24 protein-coding genes are annotated in these 22192 nt (G+C 62.2%); 17 read left to right on the top strand and 7 right to left on the bottom strand.

What is annotated here, in order from left to right; translation table 11 throughout:
• Positions 1-597 precede the first annotated feature (597 nt).
• The gene (locus O7A61_RS21540) at positions 598-1194 is read left to right on the top strand and encodes a glutathione S-transferase family protein (protein WP_337131509.1); all 597 of its coding nucleotides are present in this window, start codon (positions 598-600) and stop codon (positions 1192-1194) included.
• A 164-nt stretch (positions 1195-1358) separates the two neighbouring features.
• Here the strand turns inward: O7A61_RS21540 and O7A61_RS21535 are convergent, their stop codons facing one another.
• Positions 1359-2018, bottom strand: coding sequence for an outer membrane protein (locus O7A61_RS21535; protein ID WP_337108009.1), 660 nt, complete (start codon positions 2016-2018; stop codon positions 1359-1361).
• 412 nt (positions 2019-2430) lie between these two features.
• Here O7A61_RS21535 and O7A61_RS21530 point away from each other — a divergent pair, with 412 nt between their 5' ends.
• The 6 genes from O7A61_RS21530 (at position 2431) to O7A61_RS21505 (ending at position 7544) form a co-directional block, all read left to right on the top strand.
• The gene (locus O7A61_RS21530; RefSeq protein WP_337131508.1) at positions 2431-3195 is read left to right on the top strand and encodes an SDR family oxidoreductase; all 765 of its coding nucleotides are present in this window, start codon (positions 2431-2433) and stop codon (positions 3193-3195) included.
• Positions 3192-5258 carry an excinuclease ABC subunit UvrC gene (gene uvrC, locus O7A61_RS21525; protein WP_337131507.1) on the top strand — a complete coding sequence of 689 codons (2067 nt, stop codon included), beginning with the start codon at positions 3192-3194 and terminating at the stop codon, positions 5256-5258. Before O7A61_RS21530 ends, uvrC begins: the two co-directional genes overlap by 4 nt.
• 99 nt (positions 5259-5357) lie before the next feature.
• Positions 5358-5954, top strand: a complete 597-nt coding sequence (pgsA, locus tag O7A61_RS21520; RefSeq protein WP_010915213.1) for a CDP-diacylglycerol--glycerol-3-phosphate 3-phosphatidyltransferase — start codon at positions 5358-5360, stop codon at positions 5952-5954.
• 1 nt (position 5955) lies between these two features.
• The gene (moaD, locus tag O7A61_RS21515) at positions 5956-6213 is read left to right on the top strand and encodes a molybdopterin converting factor subunit 1 (protein ID WP_027144520.1); all 258 of its coding nucleotides are present in this window, start codon (positions 5956-5958) and stop codon (positions 6211-6213) included.
• A gap of 5 nt (positions 6214-6218) precedes the next feature.
• Complete coding sequence (locus O7A61_RS21510) at positions 6219-6701, top strand: molybdenum cofactor biosynthesis protein MoaE (protein ID WP_337108006.1); 483 nt, start codon at positions 6219-6221, stop codon at positions 6699-6701.
• 78 nt (positions 6702-6779) lie between these two features.
• The gene (locus tag O7A61_RS21505) at positions 6780-7544 is read left to right on the top strand and encodes a YbaY family lipoprotein (RefSeq protein ID WP_337131505.1); all 765 of its coding nucleotides are present in this window, start codon (positions 6780-6782) and stop codon (positions 7542-7544) included.
• 63 nt (positions 7545-7607) lie between these two features.
• On the opposite strand, the gene ndk is transcribed toward O7A61_RS21505, so the two are convergent.
• The gene (ndk, locus tag O7A61_RS21500; protein ID WP_027144516.1) at positions 7608-8030 is read right to left on the bottom strand and encodes a nucleoside-diphosphate kinase; all 423 of its coding nucleotides are present in this window, start codon (positions 8028-8030) and stop codon (positions 7608-7610) included.
• 294 nt (positions 8031-8324) lie between these two features.
• On the opposite strand from ndk, the gene O7A61_RS21495 reads away from it, so the two are divergent.
• Complete coding sequence (locus tag O7A61_RS21495) at positions 8325-8597, top strand: DUF2934 domain-containing protein (RefSeq protein ID WP_337131504.1); 273 nt, start codon at positions 8325-8327, stop codon at positions 8595-8597.
• Between the two features lie 77 nt (positions 8598-8674).
• Here the strand turns inward: O7A61_RS21495 and O7A61_RS21490 are convergent, their stop codons facing one another.
• Positions 8675-9367: a glutathione S-transferase family protein gene (locus tag O7A61_RS21490; RefSeq protein WP_337131503.1), complete on the bottom strand. Its 693-nt coding sequence runs from the start codon at positions 9365-9367 to the stop codon at positions 8675-8677.
• A 66-nt stretch (positions 9368-9433) separates the two neighbouring features.
• Here O7A61_RS21490 and O7A61_RS21485 point away from each other — a divergent pair, with 66 nt between their 5' ends.
• Entirely contained in the window at positions 9434-9946 is a 513-nt protein-coding gene (locus tag O7A61_RS21485) for a DinB family protein (RefSeq protein ID WP_027144513.1), read from the top strand.
• 45 nt (positions 9947-9991) lie between these two features.
• On the opposite strand, the gene O7A61_RS21480 is transcribed toward O7A61_RS21485, so the two are convergent.
• Together O7A61_RS21480 and O7A61_RS21475 are read right to left on the bottom strand one after the other, a co-directional pair.
• Positions 9992-10426 (bottom strand): GNAT family N-acetyltransferase, encoded by a 435-nt coding sequence (locus tag O7A61_RS21480; RefSeq protein WP_337131502.1) that lies wholly within the window; start codon positions 10424-10426, stop codon positions 9992-9994.
• Between the two features lie 217 nt (positions 10427-10643).
• The gene (locus O7A61_RS21475) at positions 10644-11603 is read right to left on the bottom strand and encodes a LysR substrate-binding domain-containing protein (protein WP_337131501.1); all 960 of its coding nucleotides are present in this window, start codon (positions 11601-11603) and stop codon (positions 10644-10646) included.
• Positions 11604-11712: 109 nt separating this feature from the next.
• Between O7A61_RS21475 and O7A61_RS21470 the strand changes: the two genes are divergently transcribed.
• The 7 genes from O7A61_RS21470 (at position 11713) to speB (ending at position 19590) form a co-directional block, all read left to right on the top strand.
• Positions 11713-12546 carry a hypothetical protein gene (locus O7A61_RS21470; RefSeq protein WP_337131500.1) on the top strand — a complete coding sequence of 278 codons (834 nt, stop codon included), beginning with the start codon at positions 11713-11715 and terminating at the stop codon, positions 12544-12546.
• A gap of 44 nt (positions 12547-12590) precedes the next feature.
• Entirely contained in the window at positions 12591-13514 is a 924-nt protein-coding gene (locus O7A61_RS21465; RefSeq protein ID WP_337131510.1) for a DMT family transporter, read from the top strand.
• A complete protein-coding gene (locus O7A61_RS21460) occupies positions 13507-13710 on the top strand; it encodes a hypothetical protein (RefSeq protein ID WP_027144508.1) in 204 nt (67 codons plus the stop codon). Before O7A61_RS21465 ends, O7A61_RS21460 begins: the two co-directional genes overlap by 8 nt.
• Before the next feature lie 161 nt (positions 13711-13871).
• The gene (locus O7A61_RS21455; RefSeq protein WP_084636740.1) at positions 13872-14324 is read left to right on the top strand and encodes a MucR family transcriptional regulator; all 453 of its coding nucleotides are present in this window, start codon (positions 13872-13874) and stop codon (positions 14322-14324) included.
• 136 nt (positions 14325-14460) lie between these two features.
• Positions 14461-16338, top strand: coding sequence for an ABC-F family ATP-binding cassette domain-containing protein (locus O7A61_RS21450; RefSeq protein WP_337131498.1), 1878 nt, complete (start codon positions 14461-14463; stop codon positions 16336-16338).
• A gap of 211 nt (positions 16339-16549) precedes the next feature.
• A complete protein-coding gene (locus O7A61_RS21445; RefSeq protein WP_337131496.1) occupies positions 16550-18670 on the top strand; it encodes a molybdopterin oxidoreductase family protein in 2121 nt (706 codons plus the stop codon).
• A 110-nt stretch (positions 18671-18780) separates the two neighbouring features.
• Positions 18781-19590, top strand: a complete 810-nt coding sequence (gene speB, locus O7A61_RS21440) for an agmatinase (protein WP_337131495.1) — start codon at positions 18781-18783, stop codon at positions 19588-19590.
• A 15-nt stretch (positions 19591-19605) separates the two neighbouring features.
• Here speB and O7A61_RS21435 read toward each other — a convergent pair whose 3' ends face one another.
• Complete coding sequence (locus O7A61_RS21435; RefSeq protein ID WP_337131494.1) at positions 19606-20748, bottom strand: flavin-containing monooxygenase; 1143 nt, start codon at positions 20746-20748, stop codon at positions 19606-19608.
• Positions 20749-20810: 62 nt separating this feature from the next.
• Positions 20811-21290, bottom strand: a complete 480-nt coding sequence (locus tag O7A61_RS21430) for an Lrp/AsnC family transcriptional regulator (protein ID WP_027144501.1) — start codon at positions 21288-21290, stop codon at positions 20811-20813.
• Positions 21291-21397: 107 nt separating this feature from the next.
• On the opposite strand from O7A61_RS21430, the gene O7A61_RS21425 reads away from it, so the two are divergent.
• The coding region (locus O7A61_RS21425) for a diaminopropionate ammonia-lyase (RefSeq protein WP_337131493.1) at positions 21398-22192 on the top strand (795 nt) is incomplete at its 3' end.

The following is a 22192-nucleotide window of genomic DNA, read 5'->3' as shown; positions in this document are numbered from 1 at the left end:
GCGGCAAAGCCGGCAGCGAAAGCGGCACCGGCCAAGAAACCGGCGGCCAAGCCAGCTGCGAAAGCAGCCGCCGCCGCGACCAAGCCGGCGGTGAAGAAAGCCGCGGCGCCGAAGGCAAAGGCAGCGCCCGCGAAGGCGAAGGCTCCGGGCAAGAAGTAGACGGATCGTTGGGGCGTCGCGTGTCCTTCGGGATGCGGCAAGGACGCTCTGACGCTCTGGATCGGAGCATATTCGGCAACGGGTTCAGCCCTCGGGACTGAGCATCGGGAAGGGGCCGAGGGGCAAGCAAAGCGAGGCGCCGGTTGGCTGCCTCGCTCGCCCGACTCTCTTTCGCCCTTTGCGGTGGTTGGCGAAGGTTCTCGGCGCGACGCTTTGGCGCCTGTGAAGTATGGGCTCCTGTGACGTGTGAACGCGGGGTTTAAACCCGGCGGCTTGCTGTCGTGGCCTGCGGATACTTCCTAGTGTGCCGGTTCAGTTTGTCGTGATGCCAGGACGGAAACCGCGGCAGGTTTCTGGTCGCTGGTTTTTTGCACTCTGGCGATTGATCGCAAGAGTTTGTCCGGTCAACACTGGACGGTCGCAAACAGGAAACCGATCATGCCGAAGCTGCTCTACGCGTCCGCCTCTCCCTACAGCTCCAAGGTAAGGATGGCCGCGGCCTATGTCGGGATCGCTCTCGAGGAGGTGCCGGTCAGAACCGAGGACAGGCCGGCCGAACTGATCGGCGCCAATCCGCTCGGCAAGATCCCGGTGCTGGTGCTCGACGATGGCCGTTCGATTCACGACAGCCGCGCCATCACCCAGCACCTCAACCGGATTTCGAAGAACGCATTGTTTCCACGCAATCCCGACAAGCGTCTGGAAGCGGAAGTACTGGAGGCGCTGGCCGACGGTATCTGCGATTGCGCGCTGTCGATGGTCTATGAGCGCCGCACCCGCCCCGAAGAGATGGTCTATCAGCCCTGGCTCGACCGCCAGTGGGCGAAGATCACGGCGGCACTCGACCTGCTCAATGCCAATCCGCCAAAACTGCCGAAGAAGATCACGGCCGGTCAGTTGGCGTTGCGTGCCTGCCTCGGCTACCTCTCGCTGCGTTTCGCCGGCAAATGGGAAAAGGGCCGTGGCCGGTTGACCCGCTGGGCGGCGCGCTTCGACGAAAAATTCCCGGAGCTGAAGTCCGTGGTTCCGGCCTGATGCATGTCGCCCGGAAGTGTCCTCGGTTCCGGGACAACGACATGCACGTAATCAAAAGCTTACAGCAGGTCGGGCGAATCCTATTCGCCGCGACATGCTGTAAGCGACCGGACATAAAAAAGCCGGGCGCGAGGCCCGGCTTTTCGTGTCGTGGCTTGAACGACTTAGAACTTCATGCCGAGGCCGAAGGTGACGCGGTTGTCCGTCGCCTTGACCTTGCCAATACCACCGTCGAAGCTCTTGCTGCCGAAGTCGGTGTAGCGATATTCGACACGGCCGAACACGTTGTCGGTCAGCTTGATGTCGGTGCCGACGCCGGCGGTCCAGCCGAGCATGGTGGCGGTGTCGCTGGCGCCGAGAACGGTGTCTTCCACCTTCAGGCTTCTGCCGGCGAGGCCGCCGGTGCCATAGAGCAGGATTTCCGGGGTCACGGCGTAGCCGAGACGGGCACGCAGCGAGCCTTCGAAGCCGCCCTTGGAGTGGATGCCGTTGTCGTCACCCTTCACGCCGTCGTAGCCGAGTTCGGCTTCACCGCCGTACACGAAGTTCTCCTGCTGCCACTGATAGCCGCCGAAGACACTGCCGACAAAACCCTTGGTATCGGTCGAAACGCCGAAATCCTTTTCCTTGGTCTTGCCGCTGAAGCCGTAGCCCAGGTTGATACCGGCATAAGGGCCGGCCCACGAGGCGACCGGAAGTTCGGCAACCGGAGCGGGTGCCGGCGGCTCTTCCGAAACGACGTCCGCGGCATAAGCGGTACCGCTGAGGGCGAAGAGCCCGAGCGCAACAGCCAGCGGCCGTGCGAATTTAAAATTGGCTTGCATTGTTCTTTACTCCTTAAGCCACAGGACACAGGCTTGTTTCTCACGATCGCCATCGACCCGTCCGGGGGGTGAAACGGATCTGGCGTTCGTCGGTTCCAAATGTCGTGTCAAAATGCGGCTGAACCGAACCTGAACTTGGGTCATTCCCCGGCACGAATGAGGCAGAACCTTGACGTTGCATCTTCGCAACAGCCAAATGTCAGCAGCAAGTCCACGCTGCGCTGCACACCGCTTGGTGCAAGGAGTCCAGCGACCTATATTGCGATCCAATGGTTCCGAGTCCAGGAGGGCTCGGTATGCCGAACCGGGCACTTCGCCACAATGTTGCCCCAGGTGCGAACGCCGTTTAACGCATGCCGGGCCACATTTCGTTGGCATCGCGTTTCGGGCCGAAATTAAGGATTGACAGCAGATGAGCAAAGCCACTGCCGTGGCGCTGGTGACCGGTGGGGCGAAACGGATCGGCAAGGCGATCGTCGAGGACCTCGCCAGCCATGGTTTTGCGGTCGCCATCCATTCCAATCGCTCGCACGATGAGGCGGATGCGTTGGCCGCGGGGATTAACCGGTCGGGCGGCCGCGCCGCCGTGGTTGCGGCTGATCTGACCGACATGGACGCCGTCAGCGACCTCGTCGGTCAAGCGGAAGCAGCGCTGGGCCCAATTTCGCTGCTGGTCAACAATGCTTCGCTCTTCGTCGATGATTCCGTGGAAGATTTCGACTGGCACGCCTGGGACCGCCATTTTGCCATTCACGTTAAAACCCCGGCGCTGTTGGCGCAGAACTTCGCCCGTTCCCTGCCGGAAGGGCAGGAGGGGCTGATCGTCAACGTCATCGACCAGCGCGTCTGGAGGCCGACACCGCGCTATTTTTCCTATGCGCTGTCGAAATCGGCATTGTGGACCCAGACGCAGATGCTGGCCCAGGCACTCGGACCCGGCATCCGCGTCAATGCGATAGGGCCGGGCCCGACGCTGAAGAACGTGCGCCAGGACGATTCGGATTTTGACGCGCAGGTCGCTAGCCTCATTCTGAGGCGCGGCCCGGAATTGCCGGAATTCGGCGCCACCATCCGCTATCTATGGGAGACGCGCTCTGTCACCGGCCAGATGATCGCGCTCGATGGCGGCCAGCATCTTGCATGGCAGACGCCCGATGTGACAGGCATGGCGGAATGAGTCCTTTGGATCACAAGAACAAGGCCCACGGCGGCGCTGATGATCTTCCTCCCGAAATCGACCTCGAGGACGAGGCGCTGGAGGAGATCGTCGAGCCGGTTGGCCCGGATGTCGCCTTCACGGCCATCGACTGGACGCCGCACGCCGGCGACGCCGAAGGCATGATCGGCGCCGAGGTGATCCAGACGCTGGTCAAGCGGCTGCCCAATGCGCCCGGCGTCTACCGGATGATGAACGCCGCCGGCGACGTGCTCTATGTCGGCAAGGCGCGCAGCCTGAAGAAGCGTGTCACCAATTACGCGCAAGGCAGATTCCATACCAACCGCATCGGCCGCATGGTGCGCGAGACGTCGACGATGGAGTTCGTCGTCACCCGCACCGAGATCGAGGCGCTGCTGCTCGAAGCCAATCTTATCAAGCGTTTGCGGCCGCGATTCAATGTGCTGATGCGGGACGACAAGTCGTTTCCGTATATCCTTTTGACAGGCGACCATGTCTCGCCCGGCATTTACAAGCATCGCGGGGCACGCTCGCGCAAGGGGGACTATTTCGGCCCCTTTGCTTCGGCGGGTGCCGTCGGCCGTACCATCAATTCGCTGCAGCGCGCTTTCCTGCTCAGAAGCTGCACCAATTCCTTCTACGAGAACCGCACGCGGCCATGCCTGCTCTACCAGATAAAGCGCTGCGCCGGGCCGTGCACCGGCGAGATCTCGCATGAGGGTTATGCCGAGCTGGTCGCCGAAGCGAAGGACTTTTTGTCCGGCCGCAGCCAGAAGGTGAAGACCGAGATTTCGGCTGCCATGCAGCAGGCGTCGCAAGACCTCGATTTCGAGCGCGCCGCCATCTATCGCGACCGGCTGGCGGCCCTGTCGCACGTGCAGAGCCATCAGGGCATCAACCCGGCCACCGTCGACGAAGCCGATGTCTTCGCTATCCACCAGGAGGGCGGCCAGGTTTGCATCCAGGTGTTTTTCTTCCGCACCGGCCAGAACTGGGGCAACCGTGCCTATTTCCCCAAGGCCGATCCGGCGCTGGAGGGATCGGAAGTGCTGGGCTCGTTCCTGGCGCAATTCTACGATGACAAGCCGACACCGCGTGCCATTCTCCTGTCGCAGACCGTCGAGGACCAGGAATTGCTGGCCGAGGCGCTCTCGACGCGCGCCGGCCGCAAGGTGGCGATCTCGGTGCCGCAGCGCGGCGAGAAGAAGGATCTCACCGACAACGCCTTGCAGAATGCGCGTGAGGCGCTTGGTCGCCGGCTGGCCGAAACCTCGACGCAAGCGCGGCTGCTTGCCGGTTTCGCCGAGACCTTCGGCCTGACCAAGCCGCCCGTGCGCATCGAGGTCTACGACAACTCGCACATTATGGGCACCAACGCCGTCGGCGCCATGGTCGTCGCGGGGCCGGAAGGCTTTGTGAAGAACCAGTACAGAAAATTCAACATCCGCTCGACCGAGATCACGCCGGGCGACGATTTCGGCATGATGCGCGAGGTGATGGAGCGGCGCTTTTCACGGCTGCTCAAGGAGCATGGCGACGTTGCTCCCGACGAGACTGCCTCGGCGGATTCAGGCGACGATATCGAAGACGATATTTCCGGAAGCTTCCCTGCCTGGCCCGATGTCATCCTGATCGACGGTGGCCAGGGCCAGATGACGGCGGTGCGCAAGATCCTGTCGGATCTCGGGATCGAGGACCGGGTCGTGGCCATCGGCATCGCCAAGGGACAGGACCGCGATGCAGGCCGCGAGCGCTTCTTCGTCAAGGGCAGGGACTCGTTTTCGCTCCCCGTGCGCGATCCCGTTCTCTATTTCGTCCAGCGGCTGCGCGACGAGGTCCACCGCTTCGCCATCGGTTCGCACCGGGCCCGCCGCAAGAAGGAAATGGTCAAGAGCCCGCTCGACGAAATCGCCGGCATCGGCCCCGGCCGCAAGCGCGCGCTTCTCTTGCATTTTGGCACCGCCAAGGCGGTCAGCCGCGCCGCAGTCGAGGATCTGAGGAAGGTCGACGGCATTTCCGAACAGGTGGCGAAACTGGTCTACAATCACTTCCACGAGAGCTGAAGAAAATCGTCACTTTCAGCTGGCCAGTCGAATCTGGCCTGTTGACCCCCTACATCCGCTTCTGATTTGAGTACGCAGGCAGAAAGAGTCTCTGAAGACATGGCCCAGCGCGCATTTAACCTGCCCAACATGCTGACCTACGCCCGCATCATCGCGGTGCCGCTGGTCGTGCTGTGCTTTTTTCTCGAGGGCCATCTGAAATCGAGCGACTTCGCCCGCTGGTCGGCGCTGGTCATTTTCCTGCTGGCGTCCGTCACCGATTATTTCGACGGCTACTTTGCGCGCGCCTGGCAGCAGACCTCCAACATCGGCAAGATGCTCGATCCGATCGCCGACAAGCTGCTGGTCGCCACCTGCCTCTTGCTGCTGGCGGCCGACACCGATCGTCATGCCGGTATCGCCGGCTGGTCGCTGTGGGCGGCGATCATCATCCTGTGCCGCGAGATCCTGGTTTCGGGCCTGCGCGAATATCTGGCGGCGCTCAAGGTTTCAGTGCCGGTGACGCAGCTTGCCAAGTGGAAGACCACCATCCAGATGGTCGCCATCGCCTTCCTGCTGGCGGGACCGGCCGGTGACAAGATCTTTCCGCTGACCACGCAGACCGGCCTCGTGCTGTTGTGGATCGCGGCCCTCGTGACGCTCTACACCGGCTACGACTATTTCCGCGCCGGTCTCAAGCACATCATGGACGAGTGAGATGACGACCCGTCTCATCTATTTCGCCTGGGTTCGCGAACGGATCGGCACATCGCAGGAAGATGTCGAATTGCCCGCCGGCATCGAGACCGTCGCCGATCTCTTGCGCTGGCTGCAATCGCGCGGCGAAGGGTACCAACACGCGCTGCAATATCCCGATGTCATCCGCGTCGCCATCAACCAGGAACATGTCGATCACCGCGAGAAGATATCGGGCGCACGCGAGATCGCACTGTTCCCGCCGATGACCGGGGGCTGACACTCATGCCGGCCGTCCTGGTGCCGACCGTGCGCATTCAGCGCCAGGATTTCGACGTCGCCGCCGAGATCGCCGCGCTGACGCAGGGCCGTGCCGACATTGGCGCGGTGGTCACCTTCTCCGGCCTGTGCCGCGACGAGCAGGGCGCTCTCTCGGCACTCGAGCTCGAGCACTATCCGGGCATGGCTGAAGCCGAGATCGGCCGCATCGCAACCGAAGCCACCGAGCGCTGGCCGCTGCAAGGCCTCACCGTCATACATCGCCATGGCAAGATCGCGCCGGGGGCGAACATCGTGCTGGTGGTGGCCGCTTCGGCGCACCGCCAGGCGGCATTCGAGGCGGCGAACTTCCTCATGGACTATCTCAAGTCGCGTGCGCCCTTCTGGAAGAAGGAGCATCGCACCGACGGCTCCGAGGGCGGCTGGGTCGATGCCAAGGAAACCGACGCCGAGGCAGCTCGGCGCTGGAAGCAGCCGCCGTCCGAATAATACCGTGCAGGCGTCACGGAACGAACGCAATCCTTCTGCCAACTGGTCACGTGACTGATTTGGGCAAGGGAGACGGTCATGCTGGACAGGATCGCCGAGTTCTTCGTCTTCGGCTTGGTGCCGCTGGTCGTCGGCATCCTGGCGGTGCCGGAGCTTTCCCTTGCTGCGGAAAAGGCGGTGAGGGGCGAGGTGATCTATCGCGAGCGCATCGCATTGCCACCCAGCGCCGTGCTTTCCGTCGAGCTTGCCGACGTCTCGTTGGCGGACGCGCCCGCCAAAATCATCGGGCAACAGAAGATCAGGCCCGCCGGCCAGGTGCCGATCAGCTTCGAGATCAAATTCGACCCCTCTGTCATTCGACCGCGGATGACCTATGCGCTGCGGGCCCGGATCACCGTGGACGGAAGGCTGATGTTCATCTCCGATGTGCGCCATCAGCTCGATCCGCTGACCGACGCGCCACAGACCATCATGCTGAAGATGGTCGCACCCAGCAAGGAGCCAATGACTTCCGTCTTTGATCAGCTCTGGGTGGTCGACTATGTCGACGGCATTGGCGCCATCGCCGCGCCGCAGGCAACCTTCAATATCAGCGAGGCCGGCAAGGCCGGTGGTAACGGTCCCTGCAACACCTATTTTGCCACGGCGAAAGTCGAGGGTCAGGCAATCGCGATCGGCGATATCGGTTCGACCTACAAAGCCTGCGCGCCCAATGTGATGGCCGAGGAAAAAGCCCTGTTCGATGCATTGGCCAACGCGGCGTCATACACTGTCGATGCCGGCAAGCTCGCCATATCGGACAAGGACGGCCGCGAAATCCTGCGCTTCAGCGCCGCAAGCTGATTGCACTCCAGAAAAAAGGCCGGCTGAACGCCGGCCTTCCAGATCGGATTTGATGCCGTCGGCTCAGCCGACGATCTCGGTATCCGAGAACCAGTACTTGATCTCCTGTGCGGCCGTTTCCGGCGCGTCCGAGCCGTGCACCGAGTTCTCGCCGATCGACAGCGCATGCACCTTGCGGATGGTGCCTTCGGCGGCATTGGCCGGATTGGTGGCGCCCATCACATCGCGGTTCTTGGTAATGGCGCTCTCGCCTTCCAGGACCTGCACGATGGTCGGGCCCGAGGACATGGATTCCACCAGCTCGCCGAAAAACGGCCGCTCCTTGTGGACGGCGTAGAAGCCTTCCGCCTCACGGCGGCTCATCCACACCCGGCGCGAGGCGATGACGCGCAGGCCGGCTTCCTCCAGCATCCTGGTGATGGCGCCGGTGAGATTGCGCCGCGTTGCGTCCGGCTTGATCATGGAAAAAGTGCGTTCGAGCGCCATGGGTCGTCCTTGTCTGAATTTGAATTGAGAGTGGCGGGCTCTATACAAGCCGCCCGGCCTATTGCCAAGAGGGCTGAGGAGCGGGGTGAGGAGCGGTCCGCGTAGCGGGCGGAAAGCCAATTGCTTTTGCTTTCCGAGCGACGAACGCTCGGAGCGACAGCGAGCGCCGGACCGGTCTGCGCTTCCATGGCTGGTCGCCGCAGGCAGGCGGGATCAGATGGCTGTAAAGCAACGGTTTGCTTGCTATAGTCGCTCGGTCGGCGCCGCGCTGAAGTCGGCCCGAAGGGAGACAACATGACCATGACAGACGATCGTCAGGAGCGCATTCGCAACCGTGCACATCAGATCTGGCAGGAAGAAGGGCAACCAGCCGGTCATCACGAACGCCATTGGCACCAGGCGGCGGCCGACGTCGATCGGGAGGACGCGGGGAAGCCGCCGGCGGACAAGAAGCCAGCCAAGAAGGCATCCGGCGCCGGCAAGACAAAAGCAGCCCCCAAGGAAGAAAAGGCCGCCGCGAAAGCCAGCAAGCCTAAGGCCAGCAAGCCGAAGAAGGCGGCCAAATAAGGCCAGCTGTTCCGCCGCTGATTTTTGCAACAGGTAGACGGCGCTCGAGCTGCCTTGCGGGCAGGCCTTTGCGTCCGTCACGCCGCGGCGGAAACCTTTCGTCCCACCCCGCCATGCAGATCGAGGCAGCGGGTGAACCACTGCGCCACCGCGTCGCTGTCTTCGAGCAACTTGTAAGGTGATGCGATACGCGCCCATTGCAGCGCGCCGAAGACGATGTAGTCGGCAAACAGCGGCGAGGCGCCGCCGATGAACGGCTGGTAGCCCAACATGGAGCGCAGCGGCTCCAGCGCTGCCCGGAAGGTTGCTAGGCCGGCGTCGCGTGCGGCGACGACGTCCTCCAGCCGCTTGCCGAAGCGCTGCTCCCGGCTCTGTCGGAAATACGAGGCGTTCTCCTCGTCTTGCATGGCATGAAGGTCAACGACCGCCGCGGTGGTGACATAAGGGTGAATGGTCAATTGCGACCAGCGCTCGATGAAGCGCGCCATCGCCTTGCCCCCTTCGCCGCCAAACAGCGTCGGGCGATCCGGATAGGCCTCATCGAGATAGAGCGCGATGGTGAAGGAATCGGCGACGACCTTGTCGCCATCGCGGATAACCGGAACGGTTTTCGAGACACCGCCTTCAATGGCCGGCACTTCGAGAAAACGCGTCGGCGCGGTCGAGGCATCAAGTCCCTTATGGGCCAGCGCCATCGTTGCCTTCCAGCAATGCGGGCTGAACGGACGGCCCTCGTCACGCCCGACGAGTTCATAAAGCAGAATGGTCATTGGCGCCGGTTCCTTTGCGGTCTAGGTATCGCTCCCGACACCCGAAACAGGCGCGGCGGGAAAAAGATGAAACAGCACTTCATGATGTTTGCGGCATACAATCAATGGGCCAATGGCCGCATCTACGATGCCGCCGACGATCTCAACGATGAGGAATTCAATCGCGACGTCGGCGCCTTCTTCGGCTCGCTGATGGGCACGCTCAACCACCTGCTCGCCGCCGATCGCATCTGGATGAAACGCTTCACCGGCGAAGGCGCCGCGCCGACGACATTGGACGCCATATTGTACCGGGCCTTGCCTGTCCTGAGGACAGCGCGCGAGGCCGAGGACCGGCGGATCATCGACTGGCTCGGCGGCTTGAACGACAAGGCGCTGTCGGGTCGTTTCACCTATATGACCGTATCGGACATGCGCACCGTCTCGCAGCGGCTGGCGCCCGCGCTGGCTCATGTCTTCAACCACCAGACCCATCACCGCGGTCAGGCGCATATGATCCTGACGGTTCTGGGCCGCCCTTCCGTACCGCTCGATTTGGCGCATTTCCAGCGCACCGAGGAAGGAAGGGCCTTCGCCTGATCCACATGGTTTTGTTTTAAATCCGGGGCGAGCGGTTCGCGCGGGCTACCGTCGCATTTTTTGCCGTAGCCCCGCTTTTACATCAGGCCACTCGGAATCGATAATGCTGAACCGGACGGAATTGCGTTTCCGGCCGTCCGGCATGATCCGTTCATTGCGAACGATTCCTTCCTGTTTTGCTCCTATTCTCAAAATGGCCGCTCTCGACGCGTCATTGAGTTCGTCGGTCGTGAATTGCACGCGAACACAGCTCATGACTTCAAATGCCTGAACCAGGAGAAGATATTTAGCCTCGGTATTGACGCCCGATCGCTGGACCGAACTGCCGAGCCACGTGTGCCCAATCTCCAATTTTCTGTTCGCGCGATCGATTCTCCAGAACCGCGTACTGCCGCAAATCAAGCCCGTGGCGCGCAGGATGATTGCGTATGGCATGACGGTCCCGGCCTGTCGTCCAGCCAGGGCATTGGCAATATTCATCGATCGCGCCTGGCCCAGGAACCACGGTGGCCTTCAGGTTCCATAGCTCGCCATCCGCGGCTGCACTCAAAAGCGCTGCGGAATGCTCTGGCTGAAGGGGGCTGAGCTCAACGAGATCCCCGACCAAGGCGGGTTGCCTGGATTGGACGCCCATCAATCGATGATCCCTATTTCTCTTGTCTGCGGTCATCGAGCGGCAAGTGAGGCCTATTCGAATTCAGACAGCCTCTGAAGCCAAGTCGGTGACTTCGCTGTCCAACTGGCGTTGCGTCATGGCCGCTTCCGCCATCACCCATTGTTTGAACAGCAGCACCTTGCGTGCGGCAGGGCTCTTGTGGGGCGAGACAAAGTACCAACCGGCCGTGTTCGGATGATGAACGGCAAACGGAGCGATCAGCTTTTCGGCGCGGATATCGCTGGCCATATAGGCACGGTTGGCAACGGCAAAACCCATTCCTGAGTTGGCCGCCTCGTAGGACATCATGCACGAATCGAAATAGATGCTTTTGGTCTCGCTGAGCACAAAACTGGCACCAGCAAAACCAAGCCAGGATTGCCAGTTCTGGGTGCAGGTGTCGGAATGCAGCAGCGTGAAGTGCTTGAGGTCGTCCGGTGTGACCTTTGACAGCGGCTTCTGGCCGAGAACTTCATGGAACAGCTTGCGGCTGCACACCGGCGTCAGGTCTTCCCGAAACAACAGGTCCGATGGCAGTCCGTTGAAGTGGCCGTCGCCATAGCGGATTTCGAGATCGAATTCGGAAGTCGTGAACTCATGCGTCGCGTACGAGGTCGAAACTCGCATCACGATATCGGGATGTTGCTGCTGAAAGAGCGGCAGGCGCGGAAACAGCCAGCGTGCGGCAAATGTCGGCAGTACGGATATCTTCAGCACATGTTCCTGTGATTGCCCGGTCGCTTCCATGCTGGCGGCGACGATCCGCTCCAGCGCCTCGCGAACGCGCGAGACATAGGTCTCGCCCTCCGGGGTCAGCGACACCGCATTGCCGCCGCGCTGGAAAATCTTGAAGCGCAGCTGGTCCTCCAGGCTTTTGACGCGCTGGCTGACCGCCGAAGCGGTGATGAACTGTTCTTCGCCGGCACGCGTGAAATTGCCGTGCCTCGCAGCACTCTCCACGATTTTCAGCGAATTGAGGTTGACCTGACTGAGCAGACGCACGGTTTCGACCTTAAGCCAGGCTTATGGTAGCACTAGCATTCCTAATTTTACAGGGGGAGCTAATTTAATCGACTGTTAACCAAGTGTTTGCCCCACTTGGAGAAGTACAATGAACGCACATACGATACCCGAATTGCGCTATGCGATGAGCCGCGAGGCCATTATCGGTCACGAAACCGCCTGGAAAGTGTCGCGCTTCGGCTTTGCGCAATATCTGCATGGCTATGATCCGGCACTGCTTGCCGCGATCGAGGAAGCCGCCCTGAAGCTCAAGGCCAGTCATGCCGTGCACAAGCACCTCGACCTGACCTTCATCACCGGCGCCGACCGTTTCATCCCCGAAATCAAGGAGTTACTGAACGACAAGTTGCGCCTGGAGCGGCTCTCCGACATGATGGGCACGAAGCTGGAGCCCTATCCGCTGTCGATCGTCGGTTCGACCGTCACCTTCATGAACCCCAGGGATGGCGCCGTCGAATGGCATTGCGACGGCGTTCCGGTCACCGAGCTCATTCCGCTGTCGATCAGCGATCCGCTGGTCGGCGGTCAGCTCGAAATCTATTGCGACGATTCCGAGACCGGCCGCGCCATTCTCGAATCCGGCCGCGAGATTCCGCGCAACCGCATCATGCGCATCGATCACAAGATGAACTACGCCACGCTCGGGCAGTTCCTCGGCGTCCTGCATCGCACTGCGCCGATCCAGTTCGGCGAGCGCGTCACCTTGGTGCTCAACCAGCGCTCTGTGGCCAAGCCCTATGTCGACGATAACAGGATGTTCTATCTTGCCGCCGACAACGATCACGACCGCGAGTGGGTCAACGAACTGGCCGAAGACGTGTGGACCAACCAATTGCCGGCCTATCGCCGGTTCGAGGCGGAACATCCGACGCCCACCCCTGCCGAAGCGCCGGTTCCGGGCGGAGCCAGGGAATCATGGTAACGACCCATGACCCCGAAAAGTGGAAACCGGTTTCGGACAGGATCATGGTCGACCACAGGGATAGCCCTTGCCGGTTCTTTCGGCATCGATCGGGCTCGGTATCCGTGCTGGTCTTCGCCACCGGCGCGGTGGCGTTGTGGTCGACAAATGCGCTGGTCGGCAAATCCCTGCTGGCCAGTCACCCGGTGTCGCAAGTGCAATTCCTGCAATTTGTAGGGGCCGCACTGGTGTTCGCGGTCATCCGGTTGATGAGCCGCGAGAAAGCCGCGGCAGTCACGGCGAGCACCGCGCTTGCGCCGCTCGCGGTTGGCTTTATCGGTCTGGTCGGCACCATGGTGCTGCAATATATCTCATTTGCCTTGATGCCGGTGATAGAAGCCAATCTCGTGGCCTACACCTGGCCCTTGATGGTTGCCGCGGCAGTGGTCGCCTTCGACAATCCCCGGCGTCCGGCTTTGCTGGGCCTTGCCGCGGCTCTTGGGTTCGTCGGCGTCGCGTTGGTGATTTCGGGAGGACGTGACCGCACCTGGTTCCAGGGTGACCTCGCCGGCTATCTGGCCGCATTCGGATCTGCGCTGTGCATGGCTTTCTATTCGGTGATGGTGGGACGGCTCGCCAATTCGCCGGACCGCATGTTGTTGCCCTCGTCGCTGGTTGGCGGCGCGTTGACACTCATATGGTCCGCTCGCGAAGGCGTCGCCTGGCCCACCGGGATGGATCTGGCCCTCGGGCTCTATCTCGGCGCCGGGCCGATGGGGCTGGGTTATTACTTCTGGTCGCACGCCTTGAAGCTCGGAGGCAGCGGCAAGGTCGCTGTCGTCGCCTATCTCACGCCGATTGCCTCGACGCTGCTGCTGACCTTGTCCGGCGAACGGCTGACGACGACCGCCATTGCCGGAGCCGTCCTCGTGATCGGCAGTTGTGTCGCGGTCGGCCTGGAGCGTACGGAGGCGCAAGACTATGTTTGACGACAATGAACGTCTCGCCAGGCAGGAAGCGCACTGGCTCATCAAGGAATTCGGCGCGGAGGCACCACTTTATGCCGCGATGAAGGCTGAAAAGGCAATTGAGCAGAAGGATTTCGGGCGGTGTGCCCGCTGGAAGCGTATTCTTGAGATATTGGCGGATGGCCGGACAACCAAGTCTGTCGCTTCGAAGTATTAGATTTTCTAATTTGCGCGACGTCGATTTCCCATAAAGGTAGTTGATGCCAAGTCTTGATTCGTTTTGGGACTTGGCGGTCCGTCGGGGGACACGGTTAAAGAGATACATCGACAAAAGTCTTCACTGGGGTAGATGACTTTGTCACAAATAAGGTGAAAGAATTGTCAAATATCGAGGATAAGACCGTTATCGAGCTAACCGCCGATATTGTCTCGGCCTATGTAGGCAACAATCCGCTTCCGGCTTCTGGCCTGCCTGACCTGATTGCCAGCGTCAGCGCCTCGGTCCGAAAGCTGGCTGGCGCGGCCGTCGTGGAAAGCCCGAGCCTGGTTCCGGCTGTAAATCCGAAAAAGTCGGTGTTTCCCGACTACATCATCTGCCTGGAGGACGGCAAGAAGTTCAAGTCGCTCAAGCGACACCTCAGGACAGACTACGGTTTGAGCCCGGACGACTATCGGGCCAAATGGGGTTTGCCGCCGGATTATCCGATGGTCGCCCCGAATTACTCGGCGACCCGGTCGGCGCTGGCGAAATCGACGGGACTTGGCCGCAAGCCGGCCGCTGCGCCGGCAGTCGTGGCCAAGGCGACAAAGCGTGGCAAGGCCACTGCCTGAGGCCTTGCTGGCCGGTATGGCAGATCACTGATCGGCTGCTCTGGCGGCGCATTATGTGCGCCGTTTCCAGGCCTTGTGCTGCCAACTGGCCCGCAAGGTCTTGCGAAGCGTTGATGTCCAGTGCAAAAGCGCGGCCATGCTTATCATCAATGACCTCTCGCTCCGCATGGCGGGGCGCTTGCTTCTCGATCACGCCTCGCTCACCTTGCCGGCCGGCACCAAGGCCGGTCTTGTCGGCCGCAACGGCACCGGCAAGACGACGCTGTTCAAGGCTATAACAGGCGATTTTCCCTCCGAGACCGGCTCGATCAGCCTGCCGAAGAATACGCGCATCGGCCAGGTGGCGCAGGAAGCACCTGGCACCGAGGACCCGCTGATAGAGATCGTGCTCAAGGCCGACCTTGAGCGCACGGCGTTGCTCGAAGAAGAAAAGACCGCCACCGATCCACACCGTATCGCCGACATCCATATGCGGCTTGCCGATATCGACGCCCATTCGGCCGAGTCGCGCGCGGCCACCATCCTCGCCGGCCTCGGCTTCGACGACGCCGCGCAGCGCCGTCCGGCCTCGTCCTTCTCCGGAGGCTGGCGTATGCGCGTGGCGTTGGCCGCCGTGCTGTTTTCCGAGCCGGATCTCCTGCTGCTCGACGAGCCGACCAACTATCTCGACCTCGAAGGCACGCTGTGGCTTGAGAACTACGTTTCAAAGTATCCGCACACCGTGCTTCTGATTTCGCACGACCGCGATCTGCTCAACCGTGCGGTCAATTCGATCGTTCACCTCGACCAGAAGAAGCTGACGTTCTGGCGCGGCGGCTACGACCAGTTCGAGCGCCAGTACACCGAGCAGAAGGAATTGCAGGAAAAGGGCCGGGTCAAGCAGGAAGCCGCCCGCAAGCACATGGAATCCTTCGTCGAGCGTTTTCGCGCAAAGGCCTCCAAGGCAAGACAGGCACAGTCGCGCATCAAGGCGCTGGAAAAGATGAAGCCGATCTCGGCCATCGTCAACGACACGGTGCGGCCGTTCTCTTTCCCCGAACCTGTGAAGACGGTGGCCTCGCCGATCGTTGCGCTGAACAATGTCAATGTCGGCTATACCGAGGGCCAGCCGATCCTGAAGAAGATGACGCTGCGCATCGACGCCGACGACCGCATCGCGCTGCTTGGCGCCAATGGCAATGGCAAGTCGACGTTCGCCAAGCTGCTGTCGGGCCGTCTGAAGCAGGAGACCGGCACCATGACGGTGGCGCCCGGGCTGAAGGTGGCGATCTTTGCCCAGCATCAGCTTGACGATCTGCGCCCTGAGGAAAACGCCTATGAGCATGTCCGCCGGATGATGCCGGAGGCGCCGGAATCGAAAGTGCGCGGCCGTGTCGCCCAATTCGGCCTCACGACCGAGAAGATGAACACGCCCGCCAGGGACCTGTCCGGTGGCGAGAAGGCGCGGCTGTTGATGGGGCTGTCCGCCTTCGAGGGGCCAAACCTGTTCATCCTCGACGAGCCGACCAACCATCTCGACATCGACAGCCGCGAATCGCTGATCCATGCGCTCAACGAATTTCCCGGCGCCGTCATCCTGATCTCGCACGACCGCCATCTGCTCGAGGCGACCGCCGACCGGCTGTGGCTGGTGAAGGACGGCGCGGTCAATCCGTATGACGGCGACCTGGAGGACTACAAGACGCTGGTCACCGGCATCTCCGGCGACCGTCGCGGCAAGCGGGAGGCCGACAAGGCGTCAAAAGCCGACCGCCGCCGCGATGCGGCCGCGCGCCGCGCCGCCTTCGAACCGTTGGCCAAGGAAATCCGCGCCACCGAGGCGCTGATGGACCGCATCCGCAAGCGCATCGACGGCATCGAGGACGAACTCGCCAACCCGGCGGTCTACGAAAAGGATCCGTCGACGGCGACAAGGCTCGCCAAGGAACGCTCGCAGCTTGCGCAGACGCTTGCCGGCCACGAAGAAAAATGGCTGACCATGTCCGCGGAGTATGAGGAAGGCACGGCGGAGTAGGGAGAGCGATTCTTCCTTCTCCCCTTGTGGGAGAAGGTGTCGCCGAAGGCGACGGATGAGGGGTGTTCCAGGGAACGCCAGCGTCTCATTCCGCTGGAGCACCCCTCAACCGTCTCGGCGCTGCGCGCCGATCCACCTTCTCCCACAAGGGGAGAAGGGAAGGCACCATCTGGCCCTACACGTGGCAGTTATAAACGGCTAGTTTGCCCCCATGAACCAGCACGCGAACCTCCGCATCGGCCATTCGGCCTGTCCGCATGATTGTCCGTCGACCTGCGCGCTCGAGGTCGAACTGCTCGATGGCAACCGCATCGGGCGTGTCCATGGCGCCAAGGCCAACAGCTATACGTCGGGCGTCGTCTGCGCCAAGGTCGCGCGCTATGCCGACCGCGTCCATCATCCCGACCGTCTGCTGAAGCCGCTGGTGCGCAAGGGCGCCAAGGGCGAGGGCGTCTGGCAGGAATCAAGCTGGGAGGCCGCACTCGACCTCGTCGCCGAAAAGTTCATCTCGGCCGAGGAGAAGTATGGCTCGGAGACGGTCTGGCCTTACTATTACGCAGGCACGATGGGGTTGGTGCAGCGCGACGGCATCGACCGGCTGCGGCACGCGAAAAAATACTCGGGCTTCTTCGGCTCGATCTGCACCAATCTCGCATGGACCGGCTGGATGATGGGGGCAGGCGCCTTGCGCGGACCGGACCCGCGCGAGATGGGCAAATCCGATTGCGTCGTGATCTGGGGCACCAATGCGGTGGTGACGCAAGTCAACGTCATGACCCACGCCATCAAGGCGCGCAAGGAACGTGGCGCGACAATCGTCGTCGTCGACGTCTATGAAAACGCGACCATGAAACAGGCCGATATGGGCCTGGTCCTGAAGCCCGGCACCGATGGCGCGCTGGCTTGTGCTGTCATGCACGTCCTGTTCAGGGAAGGCCTGGCCGACCGCGCCTATCTCGAAAAATACACCGACGATCCGAAAGGACTGGAAGCGCATCTTGCCACCCGCACCCCGGAATGGGCTGCCGCAATCACTGGCCTTGGCGTTGCCGAGATCGAGGCCTTCGCGCGATTGGTCGGCACGACCAGGAAAACGTATTTCCGCCTCGGCTATGGCTTTGCGCGCCAACGCAACGGCGCCGTCAACATGCATGCGGCGTCCTGCATCGCCGCGGTCACCGGCTCCTGGCAGTATGAGGGCGGCGGCGCCTTCCATTCCAATTCCGGCATCTTCAAACTCAACCAGGATGTGCTGGAAGGCACGAGGATGCGCGATCCTTCGATCCGCTATCTCGACCATTCGCGTATCGGCCCGGTGCTGACCGGCGCCAGCGACGCGCTTTATGGCGGACCGCCGGTGACGGCGATGCTGATCCAGAACACCAATCCGGTGAATGTCGCGCCCGAGCAGCGGCTGGTGAAGCAGGGTTTCCTGCGCGACGATTTGTTCACCTGCGTGCACGAGCAGTTCATGACCGACACCGCCAAGCTGGCCGATGTCGTGCTGCCGGCGACGATGTTCGTCGAGCACGACGACATCTACAAGGGCGGCGGCAACCAGCACATCACGCTCGGCCCAAAACTGATCGAGCCGCCGGAAGGGCCGCGCACCAACCATTTCGTCATCGAGCAACTGGCCGAGCGCCTCGGTGTCGCCGACAGGCCGGGCTTCGGCCTCACCGAACAGCAGCATATCGACATCATTCTTGGCAAGCGCGGGCTGGGCAGTTTCGACTCCTTGAAGGACGAGAAGTGGATCGACCTGCAGCCGCATTTCGACACGGCGCATTTCATCAGGGGCTTTGGTCACGCAGACGGAAAATTCCGCTTCCGCGCCGACTGGACCGGGCAGGCGGCTCCCAACCGGCCGCCGAAGAGCATGGGCTTGTTCGGCCCGGTGGCGCTATTGCCCGAATTTCCCGACCATGTCGACCTGATCGAGGTGGCCGACGAAGCGCATCCGTTCCGGCTGGCGACCTCGCCGGCGCGCAACTTCCTCAACTCGACCTTTTCCGAAACACCGGTGTCGAAGGCCAAGGAGGGCCGCCCGGAGCTCCTGCTGCATCCCGACGATGCGGCGGCTCTCGATCTTGCCGACGGCGACCGTGTCGAGATTGGCAACATGCGCGGCGAGGTGGTGCTGCACGCCAAATTGTTCGACGGTATCAAGCGCGGTGTCGTGATCGCCGAAGGCATCTGGCCGAACAGCGCGCATGAGCGCGGCGAGGGCATCAACGTGCTGACGGGAGCCGATGCGCCCGCCCCCTACGGCGGCGCTGCCTTCCACGACAACAAGGTGTGGCTGCGCAGGGCGGAAGACCTGGGCGCCTAGCGCTGCTGATTTCCCGTCCCGATTCCACCTCTGGCCCAAGCACCAGCGGTCGCGAACGCCAACTCCCGTCTCTATAGAGGCAGTCGTTCGTCGCAAATGGGAGAGTGTCGATGGCCGGCGCGATTTCGCTTCTGGGAATACCGCATGACGAGAATTCGTCCTATCTTCAGGGGGCTGCTAAGGCGCCACCGCTCATCAGGCGCGAACTCATCAGCGATGCTTACTCCTCATGGAGCGAGACTGGCCTCGACCTGACCGGCCGTTTCGTCGATCATGGCGACATCGACTTCGCCCAACCGGGCGACCCCTGGCAGCGGATCGAAAGCGAAGTCGACCGCGCGCTGGACGCAGGCCATCCCCTGATCAGCCTGGGCGGCGATCACGCCATCTCCTGGCCGGTGCTGCGTGCGGTGCGCCGTCGCCATCCAAGCCTGACGATCGTTCACATCGATGCCCACCCCGACATCTATCATGCCTACGGTGACAATCCGCGTTCGCACACATCGCCTTTCGCACGGATCATGGAGGAGCGGCTTGCCGACCGCCTGATCCAGATCGGCTTGCGCACCGTGAACGACCATCACCGCGATCAGTTCAAGCGCTTTGGCGTAGAGGTCGTGGAGGCTGCGCATTTCAGCGAAAGCCTGTCCCTTGATCTCAAGACGCCCGTCTATATCTCGATGGATATCGACGGGCTCGATCCTGCTTTTGCGCCCGGCGTCTCCCATCGTGAGCCTGGCGGGCTGTCGACACGGCAAGTCATCAACCTGATTCAAGGCATCAACCAGCCGATCGTTGCTGCTGATATCGTTGAATACAATCCGAGCCAGGACCTCTCCAATGTGACGGCGCTTGTCGCCGCCAAACTGACGAAGGAGATCGCCGGCATGATGCTCAGGACATCATCCGCGGCCGATTGAGAGCGCGGCCAAATTTCACACCGGCAGGGTCTCAGTCGCCTTTTTCCTGTTTTGCCGCTGGCGGATGTCGTCGGCGACCGCCTGGGCTTCGATGCCGATTTCGCGCAGCAGCCCGGTGACCGCGTTGTGAAAGCCGACCAGATAGAGGCCGAGATCCGAAGCACGGGCATTGACGCCGCTAGGCCCCGGCTCGATGCCGGGTTCGAGGAACCTGGCATAGCCCGGCCGATAGCCGGTGGCGAAGAGGATGGCGTCGAATTCGCTGTTCCTGCCGTCCGCAAAACGGGCACCGCGCTCCGAGATTTCAGCGATGTCGGGCGCCACCTTGATCGCGCCCTCGCGGATCTTGCCGATGGTGCCGACATCGATCACCGGAATGCGCGATGCAAGCGCGATCTGCTGCAGCAGTCCCTGCTTCGGCCGTCTGAGCCCAAACTTCTCCAGCCTGCCCAGCACCAGATCGAGGATGACGGGGAATAGGGCGTCGTTGATGCGCTGCGGCCCGAGCCGCGTCGCCATGCCGACCATCTGGATCGGCACGCCGAACAGTTGACGCGGCACGATGTGAACGCCGCCACGCACCGAGATCGTCGGTCGGGCGCCGGCTTCCGCCAGATCGAGCGCAATCTCCGCACCGGTATTGCCCATGCCGACGACCAGCACCGATTGGCCGGCAAAAGGCGTGGCGTTGCGATAGTCGGCGCTGTGCAGCGTCTTGCCCTTGAAGGTGTCGATGCCGGCGAATTTGGGCAGCAAGGGCTCGGCATTGTAGCCGGACGCGATCACCACATGCGAAGCGCGTGAGGCGCCGGATGTCGATTCCACCCGCCAACCGCGGCCCTCCCGGGCGATCGCCCGCACCGTCTCTCCGAAGCGGGGCTCGAGGTCGAAACGCTTTGCATAGGCTTCGAGATACTCGACCACGAGATGGCGCGGCACATAGCGCGGATAGTCCTTGGGGAAGGGGACGAAGGGCAGCGAGGAGTAACGCTTGGTCGTATGCAGATGCACGCGGTCGTAGTGACGCCGCCAGGCTGGCGCTGCCTGCTGCTCCTTTTCGAGCATGACGAAATCCAGCCCGGCTTGCCGCAGGCACGCAGCAACCGCCAGGCCCGCCGGTCCGGCACCGATGATCGCGACTTTCGTGGTTTCGTCCATGCGCGCCTCCACCGCCAATTCGCGATCCAGAATGTCAGAAACGTGGCAAGGGTGCCACCGGCTCATCCAGGCAAGGGCACCGTCAACCCGACCTTGACGCGGTCCATGGCGACGAAGGTGCGGAACTTCCGCACATTGTTGCTGCCGAAGAACAGTTTTCGCGTCAGCGCCTCGTAGGCGCCCATGTCGGCCACGGTGATGATGAGGATGAAGTCGCTTTCGCCGGTGACATAATAGCATTGCTGCACTTGCGGCTCCGCCGAGAATTGCCGCTTGGCCGCATCGATCAGTTCGGTGCGTTCGCTTTCCAGCTCGACCTCGACGAAGATGGTGATGGGCTGACCGAGGGCCGCCGGCTCCACAATGGCGACATTGCCGGCGATGACACCGGTCTGCTCCATGCGCTTGATGCGGCGCTGCACCGCCGGTGCCGACAGGTTCACTGCCTCGCCGATCAGCCGCTGCGGCGTCGTGTTGTCCCGCTGCAAAATGGTAAGGATAGCAAGATCGAAGCTGTCGAGTGAACCTGGCGGCTGAGGCACTGGCGTATCCTGACGAAAGAAACTTGCATTCTAGGTGCCGAATTACAGCGCCTTTTGCGCATCTCCTGCAATATCTTCTCTCAGACGACGCCGAGGAGAGACCGTCAATGTTCCTGCCCAACCGAAACGCCTTGCATGGCCGACCGCTGGACGCGGCCGATGCCGAAATCCTCGGCATCGGCGGGGCGGACACGGTCGAGCGTTTCCTTGCCCGCCGTGACAATCATCTGACGACGCCGCTGCACGCGCTGCCGGCGCTGGCTGGCGAACTCGGTCTCGCTGCCCTGCATGTCAAGGATGAGGGCTTTCGTCTCGGCCTCGGCAGCTTCAAGGCGTTGGGCGGCGCCTATGCGGTCTTCCGCCTGGTCCTGGAAGAGGCCAGCAAGCGGCTCGGCCGCTCCGTCGATGTCGGCGATCTCGATCGGCCCGAAGTCCGGTCGGTTGCAGCGACCATGACGGTTGCATGCGCCACCGACGGCAATCATGGCCGCTCCGTCGCGCAAGGCGCCGAGCTCGTCGGTGCCAAGGCGGTGATCTTTGTCCATGCCGGCGTCAGCGACGAGCGCGTCGCGGCCATCGCCCGCTATGGGGCCGAGATGATCCGCGTCGACGGCAATTACGACGATTCGATCAGGCAGGCGGCGCGCATCGCCGCGGAGAAAGGCTGGACGGTGGTTTCCGATACCTCATGGCCGGGCTACGAACGCATTCCAGGCCTTGTCATGCAGGGTTACACGGCGATCGTGCGCGAGGCGCTGCGCCAGCTCTCCGAACCGCCGACCCATGTCTTCGTGCAGGCCGGCGTCGGCGGTATCGCGGCCGCGATCGCCGGCCATCTCGCCATCGTGCTCGGCGAAGCCAGACCGGTTTTCACGGTGGTCGAACCCGCCCGTGCCGCCTGC

It is taken from the genome of Mesorhizobium sp. Cs1321R2N1, assembly GCF_037179725.1.
Taxonomy (GTDB): Bacteria; Pseudomonadota; Alphaproteobacteria; order Rhizobiales; family Rhizobiaceae; genus Mesorhizobium; species Mesorhizobium salmacidum.
Note: the sequence above shows the minus strand (reverse complement) of the source record. Positions and strands in the feature narration are given on the sequence as shown.